This is a genomic window from Streptomyces neyagawaensis, from assembly GCF_023516595.1.
GTDB classification, from domain to species: Bacteria; Actinomycetota; Actinomycetes; order Streptomycetales; family Streptomycetaceae; genus Streptomyces; species Streptomyces neyagawaensis.
In genome coordinates this window covers 1-12,376 of the sequence record NZ_JAMGBG010000144.1, presented here as the reverse complement: position 1 = coordinate 12,376, position 12,376 = coordinate 1, and the positions used below count along the sequence as shown (strand labels likewise).

The 12,376-nt window shown below is 69.7% G+C and carries 10 protein-coding genes; 3 read left to right on the top strand and 7 right to left on the bottom strand.

What is annotated here, in order from left to right; translation table 11 throughout:
• Window position 1 precedes the first annotated feature (1 nt).
• From M8J73_RS37995 to M8J73_RS37985, 3 genes are all read right to left on the bottom strand, one after another.
• Window positions 2–619, bottom strand: a complete 618-nt coding sequence (locus M8J73_RS37995; RefSeq protein WP_157873272.1) for an RICIN domain-containing protein — start codon at window positions 617–619, stop codon at window positions 2–4.
• A 39-nt stretch (window positions 620–658) separates the two neighbouring features.
• The gene (locus tag M8J73_RS37990) at window positions 659–2,128 is read right to left on the bottom strand and encodes an APC family permease (protein ID WP_055541254.1); all 1,470 of its coding nucleotides are present in this window, start codon (window positions 2,126–2,128) and stop codon (window positions 659–661) included.
• Between the two features lie 101 nt (window positions 2,129–2,229).
• Complete coding sequence (locus M8J73_RS37985) at window positions 2,230–2,964, bottom strand: FadR/GntR family transcriptional regulator (protein WP_055541253.1); 735 nt, start codon at window positions 2,962–2,964, stop codon at window positions 2,230–2,232.
• Between the two features lie 615 nt (window positions 2,965–3,579).
• On the opposite strand from M8J73_RS37985, the gene M8J73_RS37980 reads away from it, so the two are divergent.
• The 3 genes from M8J73_RS37980 to M8J73_RS37970 all read left to right on the top strand — a co-directional run bounded on the left by M8J73_RS37980 (window position 3,580) and on the right by M8J73_RS37970 (window position 6,109).
• The gene (locus tag M8J73_RS37980) at window positions 3,580–5,034 is read left to right on the top strand and encodes an amino acid permease (protein ID WP_249829646.1); all 1,455 of its coding nucleotides are present in this window, start codon (window positions 3,580–3,582) and stop codon (window positions 5,032–5,034) included.
• Between the two features lie 138 nt (window positions 5,035–5,172).
• On the top strand, window positions 5,173–5,505 hold the full coding sequence (locus M8J73_RS37975; RefSeq protein ID WP_055542182.1) for a cupin domain-containing protein: 333 nt from the start codon (window positions 5,173–5,175) through the stop codon (window positions 5,503–5,505).
• An 82-nt stretch (window positions 5,506–5,587) separates the two neighbouring features.
• Entirely contained in the window at window positions 5,588–6,109 is a 522-nt protein-coding gene (locus M8J73_RS37970) for a hypothetical protein (RefSeq protein ID WP_055542181.1), read from the top strand.
• Between the two features lie 60 nt (window positions 6,110–6,169).
• Here the strand turns inward: M8J73_RS37970 and M8J73_RS45660 are convergent, their stop codons facing one another.
• The 4 genes from M8J73_RS45660 to M8J73_RS37950 all read right to left on the bottom strand — a co-directional run.
• On the bottom strand, window positions 6,170–9,274 hold the full coding sequence (locus M8J73_RS45660) for an RICIN domain-containing protein (RefSeq protein WP_055542180.1): 3,105 nt from the start codon (window positions 9,272–9,274) through the stop codon (window positions 6,170–6,172).
• 230 nt (window positions 9,275–9,504) lie between these two features.
• Window positions 9,505–10,566, bottom strand: a complete 1,062-nt coding sequence (locus M8J73_RS37960) for an aldo/keto reductase (protein WP_079055189.1) — start codon at window positions 10,564–10,566, stop codon at window positions 9,505–9,507.
• Window positions 10,563–11,327 carry an SDR family oxidoreductase gene (locus M8J73_RS37955; protein ID WP_249829645.1) on the bottom strand — a complete coding sequence of 255 codons (765 nt, stop codon included), beginning with the start codon at window positions 11,325–11,327 and terminating at the stop codon, window positions 10,563–10,565. The genes M8J73_RS37960 and M8J73_RS37955 overlap by 4 nt, the downstream gene beginning before the upstream one ends.
• Window positions 11,324–12,376: zinc-dependent alcohol dehydrogenase (locus M8J73_RS37950; protein ID WP_249829644.1), on the bottom strand; the 1,053-nt coding region annotated here is incomplete at its 5' end. The genes M8J73_RS37955 and M8J73_RS37950, both read right to left, overlap by 4 nt.

Below are 12,376 nucleotides of genomic sequence, written 5' to 3'. Positions count from 1 at the left end.
CTCAGTACAGCTGCAACGTCCAGTGCTGTAGGGGGCTGCCCGTCTCGTTCCAGATGCCGACCGGGTTTCCGTTGAAGCCGCCGCTGCTGGCGTAGGCGTCCATCGGCGCGTTCCCGTTGCGCTGCACGTAGATCTTGTAGAAGTCGCCGTAGGGCACCAGCTTGAGATTCTGCGACGCCGAACGGTTGCAGTCCCACAGCTTGAACTGCCAGCCGACGCGGCCCTCCGACTCGGCGGGGTAGTCCAGGCAACGTCCGCCGTTCGCGTTCTTGAGGGCCCAGGGAAAGCCGGAGTTGCCCGAGGGGACGAGCCGCCACTGCTCGCTGCTGCCGTCGTTGCATTCCCAGAGCCCCACGGCGTTGTTGTTGTGACCTCCGCCGGAGGCGAAGGCGTCGAGACAGCGCCCCGTGCCGCGGTTGACGAGATGGTAGACATCGGCGAGCAACGCCGCATCGGTCGTGTCGGACCGAGCCGGTGCCGCCGTCGCCGAGGTGAGCGATCCGGTGATCAATGCCGCTGCGGCGGCCGACACCGCCAGCGCACGCTTGAGGACGCGCATATGTTCCCCCTGGTCTGATGCGACCTCGATGCGGTTCAGCGTGCGCTCGACTCGACGCAAAGGGCGACACCTTTCGATCTGGTTCGAAACGAGAGCCGTTCAGTCCGCGTCGGCGACGATCGATCCGACGCGTTCGGCGAGGGTCGGGTCGCGGCGGACCAGGAGGGTCGCGTAGCCGACGGCGGCGAGCAGCGTGGCGATCGCCGCGTAGGGGAACCAGTTGTACGGTGCGGGCTGGCCGGGCTTGGCGAGGTAGTAGAGCGGGACCAGGATGGCCACCGTGCCGACCGCGGGCAGCAGGAGGTGCCGTACCACCCGGAACTCCTGCGGGCGGTATCTGCGGTAGTACAGCGGCAGCGCGATGTTGGACGCCAGATACACCAGCAGGATCAGGATGGCGCCGAGCGTCGAGGACTCGGTGAAGAACACCACCGGGTTCATGGGGCCGCCGCCCGGCCCCAGCAGATGGCCGAGGCCCCAGCCGCCGATGATCAGCAGCGCGACGGCGGTGAAGGTGACGATCGCGTTGTTCGGGGTGCGTCGGGTGGGGTGCACATAGCCGAAGAAGGCCGGCAGCAGTCCCTCCCGTCCGGCGTTGAACACGAGGCGTGCCTGGGAGTTGATGCCCGCGATCAGCACGCCGAGGGTGGAGGTCAGACCGCCGAGGTAGGCGAGGAACGCCAGTACGCCGAGGGTGTCGTGGGCCACCTCGATGAAGGGGATCCGGGATTCCCCGAGCGCGGTCACGTCGTAGCCGAAGCCGGTCACTGTCGCGTAGGCGAAGAGGATGTAGCTCACCGTCATGATGGCGACGGAGGAGAACACCGCGCGGCCGACGTTGCGCCGCGGGTTCTCCGTCTCCTCGGCGAGCGCCGCCGAGTTCTCCCAGCCGATGAACAGGTACACCGCGAGCGGGAAGCCGGCCGCCAGCCCCTTGAAACCGTCGCTGATGTGGCTGGGCAGGAACGGGTCGAAGGACAGCGCGCCCCGGTGCTCCACCAGCGCCGCCACCGAGACCACGACCAGCACCAGCATCTCGGCGCCGAAGAAGTAGCCGGCCCACTTCGTGGAGACCACCACGCCGCGCAGCATCAGCACCACCGCCAGTCCGGTGAGCAGCAGCGTCCAGATGATCCACGGCAGGTCCACGCCGGTGTAGTGGTGCAGAGTGATCTGTACGAACCCGCCGGAGATCGAGACGACGCCGGCCATCGCGATGATGTAGCCCACCGCCGCCAACAGCGCCGTGGTCACCGCGCTGACCGGCCCGAACGTCCGGCCGACGAAGGTGATGAAGCTGCCCGCCGACGGGTGCGCCCTGGAGAACTCCGCCAGCGTGTTGCCGAGGAGCGCGACGGCGATGCCCGCCGCCGCGATGGTCAGCGGCGACGCGACGCCCGCGGTGGTGGCGAGGAAGGCGAAACCGAAGAAGAAGCTCATGGCCGGACCGACGTTGGCCATGGTGGCGGCGGCGATGTCCGCCATGCCGAGGACACCGCCGCGCAACCGCTGGGGCGCGCCGTCGGCGGGACCCGGCGGGGACAGCGGACCGGCTCCGGGGTGGGGCATGACGGCAACTCCTCGTGCGGTGGTGTGGCGTGATGGGTGCGCGGGATGTCGACGACGGGGCTGTCGGGCGGGTACACGGCGGCCGCCGACAGGAGCGGGTGTCAGCCGTGCCGGGAACGCTGGTGCGCCTTCACCGCCCGCACGGCCCGATCGGTCCCGCCTCGCTCCAGTTCGGTGAGGAGTTCGGCGTGACAGCCGTTCCGCTCCCGTACCGTCTCCGGCCGCGGCGCGGGCAGCAGCAGACACAGGCGGCCGAGCAGGTCGGCGGCGAACTCGCGGATCCCGGGACCGCCGAGCACCTCCGCGAGGTCCAGATGGAAGCGGGTCTCCAACTCGGCGAGGTGCGCCGGGTCCTCCGTCCGTTCCATGTCCTCGACCAGGGCGCGCAGTCCGTCCAGCCGCTCGGTCGGCACCTCTCCCGCGCCGTGCGCCACGAGGCCGCACTCCAGCAGCAGATGGAAGGCGTCCAGCGAGGCCGCCTCCTCGGTGTCGTGCGTCAGGGCGACGACGGTGTCCCAGCCCTGCGCGACGAAGGTTCCGCCCGCACGGCCGCGCCTGCGGTCGAGCAGACCGTCCTGGCACATGCCCTCCAGCGCCCGGCGCACGGTGATCTCACTGATCCCCAGCTCCTCGGCGAGGACACCGGCGTCCGGCAGCCGGTCACCGGGCCGCACCACGCGCAGGCGGATCCGCAGCGCGATCCGTGAGCGGACGAGATCGGATCCGCTCTGACCGCCGAGGGGCAGCACGCGGGCCTGCCCCACACCGATGGCCGAGGTCGTAGGAGCGGGTCCCGGCTGGTTGTAGGGCCCGAACTTGCCCGCTGCGTTCACCACGGCGCCACCCTAACGGCCCGCTGATCGCGGCCGGGGTCCGGCGCGGGACCTGGTACCCCAGGGCGCGGGCGGTTCCCGCGACGGGGTGGTGGTGCGGTGCATCGGGGCTCCCTGGGCGAGGGACGTCGGGAGAGGAGGGCACGGTGGCGGACCGCGATGCAGAAAAAATTAGAGCAAGGTGAACAGTTAAACAAGACCTGCCCGTGGTTGCCTGCGGGGCGGAGTGCGGCGGCCGGGTCGACGGTGGCGTCATCACGCCCCTGAGCAGGGAATTCGGGCCCCGGAGGGGTGTCGTCGGGGCCCCTCCGCGGTGCGGGCGGGTGGCCGTGCGAGGGCGAGGCGCGCCCGGAGAAGGGTGTGCGGATGCCTGCCGTCCGGCGACAGGACCCCTTGTTTTTTTAGATCGTGCTGAACTATTTTCCTGACCGCCACCGGCACGACCGGTCCGGCAGCCACCGGGTCCAGGGCTGCGGTCCACCATGCCCTCCCCACGACCGTGATCGCCACCCGTCCCGTACCCGGTACCTCCCACGCCCGCCCCGCGGAATCCATGCGGCGACCCCGACCGATCCCGCCGGAACCCTCCCTCGTCCCCATCTGCCTCTGGATGTCGAGATGACCACACGTCCCCCTGTCCCCACCCTCGATCAGGCACCCGCCACGGACAGCGCCCCGGAAGGATCCGGCCTGCGGGCCGGGCTCAAGGACCGCCATCTGTCGATGATCGCGATCGGCGGTGTCATCGGCGCCGGCCTGTTCGTCGGCTCCGGCTCGGGCATCGCCGCAGCGGGCCCCGGAATCCTGATCTCGTACGCCCTCGTCGGTGCCCTCGTCGTCCTCGTGATGCGGATGCTCGGCGAGATGGCCGCGGCCAACCCCACCTCCGGCTCGTTCTCCGCCTACGCCGACCGGGCGCTCGGCCGCTGGGCCGGCTTCACCATCGGCTGGCTGTACTGGTTCTTCTGGGTCGTGGTGCTCGCCGTGGAGGCGACCGCCGGCGCCAAGATCCTCACCGGCTGGATCCCCGGCGTCCCGCAGTGGGGCTGGGCGTTGATCGTCATGGTCGTGCTCACCGCGACCAACCTCGGCTCGGTCGGCTCCTACGGGGAGTTCGAGTTCTGGTTCGCCGGGATCAAGGTCGTCGCCATCGCCGCGTTCATCGTGGTCGGCGGGCTCGCCGTCTTCGGTCTGCTGCCCGGCTCGGACCACCCGGCGACGGGCCTGTCCAACCTCACCGGGCACGGCGGGTTCCTGCCCCACGGACCAGGGGCGATCCTCACGGGCATCCTGATGGTCGTCTTCTCCTTCATGGGCAGCGAGATCGTCACCCTGGCCGCCGGTGAGACCGAGAACCCCCGGGCCGCGGTCACCAAGGCCACCAACAGCGTGATCTGGCGGATCGCGGTGTTCTACCTGGGCTCCATCCTGGTCGTGGTGTCGCTGCTGCGCTGGGACGACCCGGCGATCCTCAAGGACGGCTCCTACGTGGCCGCCCTCGACTCCATCGGCATCCCGCACGCCGGCCAGATCATGAACGCCATCGTGCTGACCTCGGTGCTGTCCTGCCTCAACTCCGGCCTGTACACGGCGTCCCGGATGGCGTTCTCGCTCGGCCGCCGCGGTGACGCGCCAGCCCCGTTCGCCCGCACCACCGGCCGAGGGGTGCCGCGGACCGCCATCCTGGCCTCGGTGGTCTTCGGCTTCGTCGCGGTCGCCTTCAACTACCTGTGGCCGGACACGGTCTTCCAGTTCCTGCTCAACTCCTCCGGTGCGATCGCCCTGTTCGTCTGGCTGGTGATCTGCTTCTCCCAGCTGCGGATGCGCAGGATCATCCAGCGGGAGACGCCGGACAAGCTGGTCGTCAGGATGTGGCTCTACCCGTACCTGACCTGGGCCACCATCGCGATGATCACGTTCGTGCTGTGCTACATGCTCACCGACACCGCCGACGGCGGCGGTCGCGACCAGGTGGTCCTGTCCACCCTGGTGGCGGTGGGCGTCGTGGGCGTCGCCCTGCTCCGCGCCCGCCTGCGCCGCAACCACACGCACGATGCCGTCACCCCCTCCTGAGGGCCGCTGACGACTGAACCGCAACTCGGCGGCCGGGGGTCCCTCAGGATCCCCCGGCCGCCGGGCTCGCTGTCGTGACCCGGGGGCGGTCGTGATCGACTGGGGCCGACAGACCGCGAACCCGAGGAGGGTGCCCCGATGGAACGCTGTGTGAACGCGCACGAGGTGGAGCTCGACCCCCTGCCGCTGAAGGAGGAGGACGTCCTCGCGGGACGCCCGGTCGCTGCCGCGCGAACGCTCGGGGACCTAGGCGGCACGGAATTCGGCGTGTGGGCCCTCACGGTCGGAACGGTGCGTGACGTCGAGGTCGACGAGATCTTCGTCGTCCTGGAGGGAGACGCGACCGTGCGCTTCGAGACCGGGGAGAGCGTCGACCTCACCCCCGGTGTCGTCGTACGTCTGCGCGCGGGGGAGCGCACCGAGTGGGAGGTGCGCTCCCCGCTGCGGAAACTCTTCGTGGCGGCCGACTGAGACGCCGGGCGTCCTTCTGTTGCTGGGCGCCGAGCGGGAAAGTCGGGGGTGGCGGGCAGCGCTTCCACCTAAGGTCGTGGTCATGTTCAAGTCAGGGGTGGGGTTTCTCGCGTTGTTCGGGCTCGGCTGGTGGCTGCTGGGCACGAGCCCGTGGGGCGGGGGGACGCGGCTGGTTCTGATCGGCGTCGGGGGTGTCGTCACGGTGGGCCTCATGCTGGCCGCGCGCCGCTTCCTCCCCGCTTCGGCAGGGGGGCCGTTCCCGGCCGACCGGCGCCGGAGGTTCAACCAGATCAACGGCCTCCAGTGGCTGCTGATCATCGCCATCGCCGCGCTGTGCCGCTCCCTCGACGTGCCGGTGCTCATTCCGCCGCTGGTCGCGGTGGTGGTCGGGCTGCACTTCCTGCCGTTGGCGGTGGTGTTCGAGCAGCCCCGACTGCGCGTACCGGCCGCCCTGTTGATCGCCTCCGGTGCCGCGGGCACGACCCTCTGGCTCGCCGACGGCCCCGATGAGACCGTGCGCCTCGCGGTGGGCCTCATGGCCGCGCTCTCCCTGTGGGGCGTGGCGACCTGGACGGTCACGGCGACGGCGTCCACCACCGGCTGAAGGCGACGGTGCCGGCTCGTGCGGCCGGCACCGTCGCCGCGGGTCGCGGTGGCTGAAGGGTCAGTCCACGTTCACCGCCCGCCACAGCTGGCTGTCGGCGCCCGTGTCCGTCGTCTGCGCGAGCTGCGTGCCCGCCGTCGTGTTGGGCACCGAGAGCAGCTTGCCGCTGTTCACGTTCTTGATCTTGTAGTAGCCGTTTCCGTCGGCGACCAGTGTCCAGCGCTGGTTCGCGGCGTTGGTGTCGGCCGACTGGATGACGGTCGCACCGTCCGCGGTGGAAGCACCGCTGACGTCCATGAGCAGGCCACTGTTCCGGCTGACGATCTCGTAACTGCCGTCACCCACCGGGGCGAAGCGCCAGTTCTGGTTCCCGGCTCCGGTGTCGTTCCACTGGATGACGTTGGCTCCGGCGGTCAGCGATCCGCCTGACACGTCGATGGTCTTGTTGCTGCCCTTGTTGACCATCTTGTAGTTGGCGTTCTTCGCGGGGAACTGGATGGAGGCGAACGCGTCCAGGGCGCAGACGGTGTTGGACGAGGAAGCGTTCTTCGTGCCGGTGCACACCACCTTGATCGTGTGCGGGCCCGCGGCCAGGTTCGTCTTCTCGAACAGCGGCACCTGCTTCGTCACCGTCGAGGCGTAGGCGTCGATGCCCGCCTGGGTCAGGGTGCCGTCGATGTAGACGTCGACCTTGCCCATGTTCGGCTGCGTCATGCTGAGGTACCGCACGCCCGTGCCGGTGAAGGAGAACTCGGCGTAGTTGCCCGCGGTGTTCGTGAACTTCTCGGACCCGTTCACGTCCTTCGAGTCGTTCCAGTTCGACCAGGTCCCGGAGTAGGTCACGCCCGCGGCCTTGTCGTCGACGTGGTTCCACCGCTGCCGCACCAGGGCCTTCGACGCGGCGGACGCACTGCCCTGGGCGTTCACGACGTACAGCCGGTAGTCACCCGCCGTCTGCGGGACGCGGATGCTCGTCGCGGTGCCGCTCGCGCTGGTCATGGTGGGACCGGCGGCGAAGGTCGTCGTACCGGCGGGAGCCAGCCAGAGCGTCTTGGTCGCGTCCTTGGGGCTGCGCACCGGAATGGTCATCACGCCCGTGCCGGCGAACGTGCTCGCGGGCAGCGCGTAGTCCTGCGCAGCCGTGACCGCGGCGGGGAGGAGGTCCTTGTAGGCCTCCTCCAGACCCGCGTTCAGGGCGATGCCGTACGCCTGCGACGGCCACACGTTGTCCCCGTAGCCCTTCACGTCCGTGATCGTGCTGTTCGGGACATTCCTGTTGGCGATCTTGTTGAGGGTGCCGTAGTTGTTGGTGATGGTCAGGTCGTGCTGCCGGCCCCAGGTGCCGGAGTTGACGGTGTACGCCAGGCCCGGGTCCACGTCGAACACGTTGTCGTGGTAGTTGATGAAGGCGGAGCCTTCATCGGGGTGCAGGCCGTACTTGTGGCCGGCCGGAACGCCCTGGATGTAGTTGTTGCTGATCTCGGTTCCCGGCTGCTCTCCCAGGGTGTAGATGGGGGCGGAGTCGCCGAGCGTCTGCATCGTGTCGACCAACTCGTTGTACCGGATGGTGTTGTTCTTCGCCGTGCTGGTCGGGTTCCCGGGATTGATGGAGTTCGTCGAACCGTCGAAGTTCCACCAGCCCCAGCCGAGGGTGATGCCCGCCCACGGGGACTTCTCCATCCGGTTGTGCTCCACGGACAGGGAGTCCACGAAGTACGCCGACACCGGGCTGGAGGCCTCGAACAACGCCCCACTGTCGTAGAGGTAGTTGTTCGTGATCGAGATGTTCTTGCAGAGCCCCTCGACGTTCACCGGGTACTTCTCGTTGTTGGTCGAGGTGTAGTCCCCGATGTACACGTGCTGGGGGTGCCCCACGGTGATCGCGGAGCCGGCTATGTCATTCGTGACGTTGCCGATCAGCTGCGAGTCGGTCACGTCGTTGACCATGTTGATTCCGTCGGCGCCGGTGTGCTGCACCGTGTTGCGCTTCAGGGTGATGCCGTCGGCGTTCTCGATCTGGATGATGCCCGGCGGCAGGTCGACGTTGCGGTAGGTGTACGCGTGGAAGTTCTTCTTCGCGTACACGGTCGAGATGGTGTTGCCCTGCGTCGACTGCCGGAAGACGGAGCCCGCGACATTGACCAGGTTCCAGTCGGAGTGCTCGACCGTGAGCCCGGAGAACGTGATGTTCCGCGCGTGGTCGGTCCTCGACGTGCCGGCGATCTTGAGGAGAGTGGACACGTTGTTCGGCGCGAAGACCTCCGCCGTGGTCATGTCCTCGGAGCCGGACTTGTAGTAGTACACCGTGTGGGTGGTCTTGTTGAAGTAGAACTCGCCCGGCTTGTCCAGGAACTCGTAGGCGTTCATGAACGTATGACTGCCGCCGGCCTTGAACGGGCCGTACGGCGGTGCCTGGGCGATGGCCGCACCCGGCTGCTGGAACAGGGCCACGCGGTTGGCGCCGTCCGAACTCGTGGTGATCTGACGGACGCCCACGATGGCCGTGGTCCAGGTCGTGGCCGACTTGATCTCGACATCGTCCTGGTTGGCGGCGACGGCGGGCAGGTCGGAGAGGCTGTACTTGGCCCCGTCGCAATGCGAACCCGACTCCCAGGCCCAGGGGGCCTGGCCGGCCGTCACGGAGTAGGACCCTTGGCATCCGGCCGAGTCGATCGTCTTCGAGGCCATCTGGGCACGCTTGCCGTCGACGTAGAGCGCGCGGAGCTTGTCGTCGCGGTCCAGCGACGCCTTCCAGATGTTTCCGCTGTGCTGGGTCCAGCCGGTCACCGGGACGCCACCGTTCAGCACCGGCTTCTCGTTCTGGTACGCGGCGTACACGACACGGTGGCCGTTCGTCCCGGAGTCGGCCGACGTGAAGTCGATGGTGCTGCTCACGGGGTAGTTGCCGCCCCGCAGAAAGACGTTGATGTCGCCGGTCATGTTGTCGTTGACCGTGCGTACGACGTCCCGCGCGTGCCGCAGGGTCTTGAACGGCGCGGAGATCGTCCCGGCGTTGGTGTCGCTGCCGTTGGGGGCGATGTAGTAGGTGGCCTGGACCGCGGCCGCGGCCGGGGTCGACAGGGTGAGGGAGGTCAGCGGCGTCGCGCAGAGGGCCGTGGCAAGTACGGCCGAGAGTCTGCGGACGGTGGAGGGGAAGGGCTTCATCGTCTGCCCCTCCTACTGGATCGGTCGGTCGGGAAAGCGTTCATGCGGCGGCTCCGGGGGTGCGGTCGGTGCGATTTCGTGGACGGGGGCGACTTCCTCAGTGCTTCCTCAGTGCTTCCTCGGTGGCGGAAGCGGTACGGGTTTCCCTGGCGACGGGCGCGGAGGGGCCCGGGTAATCGGTCGGGTCGGGGGAGGGCGACCGGACGTCGTGCGTCCTCGCCCCTGCGGCATCAAGGGGCACCGTCGGCGGTGGTGGGGACGTCCTGCCTGATCAGCCCTCGGTCACGGAGGTCGTCCCAGAGCGCCCGGGGTACGGCGCTCCGCCGGAGTGCCACGTTCTGCGTCACCTGTGCGCGGTCACGCATGCCCAGCGTGACGTTGACGGTGCTGGGATGGGTGGTCGGGAAGGCGATGGCGGCGCCGGGGAGGCTGGTGCCGTGCTCCTCGCAGACCTCCGCGATCGCCCGTGCGCGGGCGACCAGCTCCCGGGGAGCGTCCTGGTAGTCGTACTTCATGCCTTCGGCGGGCCGTGGACGCGAGAGCAGCCCGGAGTTGAAGACACCGGCCGCGACGACGCTCTTGCCCTGTTCCCGCGCGGCGGGCAGCACGTCGTCCAGCGCCGACTGGTCGAGGAGGGTGTAGCGCCCGGCGAGCATGACCACGTCGGCGGCGGTCTCGCGCAGGAAGCGGGCGAGCATGGCCGACTGGTTCATGCCGGCGCCGATCGCTCCGACGACCCCTTGGGCGCGCAGTTCCGCCAGAGCGGGCAGGGCCTCGTCGGCGGCCTGCCGCCAGTGGTCGTCGGGGTCGTGCACATAGACGATGTCGAGCCGGTCGAGGCCGGTGCGGCGCAGGGAGTCCTCGATGGAGCGGAGCACGCCGTCGCGGCTGAAGTCCCACTGCCGGCGCAGGTCGTCCGGGACGACGAAGCCCTCACTGTCGACGCCTTGGGGACGCTCGTTGGGGACGAGGAGCCGGCCCACCTTGGAGGAGACGACGTACTCGTCCCGAGGGCGCTGCCGCAGGGCCGCCCCGAGGCGCTGTTCGGAGAGCCCGAGGCCGTAGTGCGGCGCGGTGTCGAAGTACCGGATGCCCGCGTCCCAGGCCGCGTCGACGGCGGCCGACGCGTCGGCCGCCGAGGTGGCGCGGTACAGGTTGCCGATCACCGCCGCGCCGAACCCGAGGGCGGTGAGTTCGACGGACGTGCGGGCGACCCTCCGGCGGCGCACGACGTCCTCCTCGTGGACGGGGACGTCGACGGGGACCGGTACGGAGTCGGGGCCGCCGGTCATCGGCCGAGCCATCCGCCGTCGACGGGCAGGGTGGTGCCGTGGATGTAGGCGGCGGCGTCGGAGGCGAGGAAGACGGTGGCGCCGGCCAGGTCGTCGGCGGTGCCCCAGCGTCCGGCGGGGATGCGGTCCAGGATCGCCTTGCTGCGGACGGGGTCGTCCTGGAGGGCCTGGGTGTTGTCGGTGGCGATGTAGCCGGGGGCGATGGCGTTGACGTTGACGCCGTGCGGTGCCCATTCGTTGGCGAGGGCTTTGGTGAGTCCGGCGATGCCGTGTTTGGCGGCGGTGTAGCCGGGGACGGTGATGCCGCCCTGGTAGCTGAGCAGGGAGGCGGTGAAGATGATCTTTCCGTGGCCGCGGGCGACCATGGTGGCGCCGACGGCGCGGGTGAGGGCGAACTGGGCGTTGAGGTTGACCTGGAGCACCAGATCCCAGTCGGTGTCGGGGTGGTGGGCGGCGGGTGCGCGGCGGATGGTGCCCGCGTTGTTGACGAGGATGTCGACGGGGGGTTCACGTGTGGCGAGGTGGTCGCCGAGAGCGCGTACGGCCTCGGGGTCGGCGAAGTCGGTGCGGACGGCTTCGAAGGTGTGGCCTGTGGCGAGGACGTCCTTTTCGACGTCGCTGCCGGTGTCTTCCAGGGTGGCGCTGACGCCGATGATGTCGGCGCCGGCTTCGGCGAGGGCGCGGGCCATGGCCCGGCCGATACCGCGGCGGGCGCCGGTGACCACGGCGAGCTTCCCGGTGAGGTCGAAGGGGGAGGTCATGCGGTGGCTCCCTGGGCGTCGGCATCGGTGTGTGTGGTGGTGCAGTCGACGAGGATCTTCATCACGTCTCCGCCGCCCTCCAGGGCTTCGAAGGCGGCCGGCGCTTCGGTGAGGGGCACGACCTTGCTGATGAACCGGTCGGCGGGGATGGTGCCGTCCGCGACCAGGGCCACTGCCTTCTCGAAGTCGGCGCGGTCGTACAGCCGGGCCCCGACGAGAGTGAGTTCGCGCCAGAAGAAGCGGTGCAGGTTGATCTCGCGGGGCCGGGGGTGGATGGCGACCAGGCAGAGCCGGCCGCGCACGCCCAGCACCTCGACGGCGGTGTCCACACCGCCCGCGGCACCGGACACCTCGAAGGCGACCTCCGCCCCCGCACCACCGGTCCACTCACCGACCCGTGCGGGCACGTCCTCGACGGCCGGGTCCCAGGTGATCAGGCCCAGCTCCTCGGCGAGTGCCCGCCGGTGCGCGCTCAGTTCCACGACGCGCACCTCGGCGCCTGCGGCCCGCGCGACCAGCGCGATGAGGAGACCGACGGGTCCGCCGCCGACCACCACGGCCTTCTCGCCGTCCTGGAGGGCGGCCCGTCCGATGTCGTGCACGGCGACGGCGGTGGGTTCGACCAGCGCGGCGCGGTCCAGGGGCAGGGCGTCGGGGAGGCGGATGAGGGTGGAGGCGGGGACGGTCCAGCGCTGCTGCATGGCGCCGGGGGAGTCGATGCCGATGAAGTCGAGGTGCTGGCAGACGTGTCGGTGACCGGCGCGGCAGGCGGGGCAGGTGTCGTCCCAGCGCAGCGGCATCACGGTCACCGCGTCCCCGGCCTGCCAGCCTTCCACGTCGGGGCCGACCCGGAGGATCCGGCCGGACATCTCATGCCCCAGGACGGCGGGTGTGGTGACGCGGGTGTCCATGTCGCCGTGGAAGATGTGCAGGTCGGTGCCGCAGATACCGACGTAGGCGGGGGCGAGTACCACCTCGCCGGGGCCCGGCTCCACGCTCAAGGCGGGAGCCGTGTCCAGGGTGCGGGCAGCCGTGTAGCGGACGGCGAG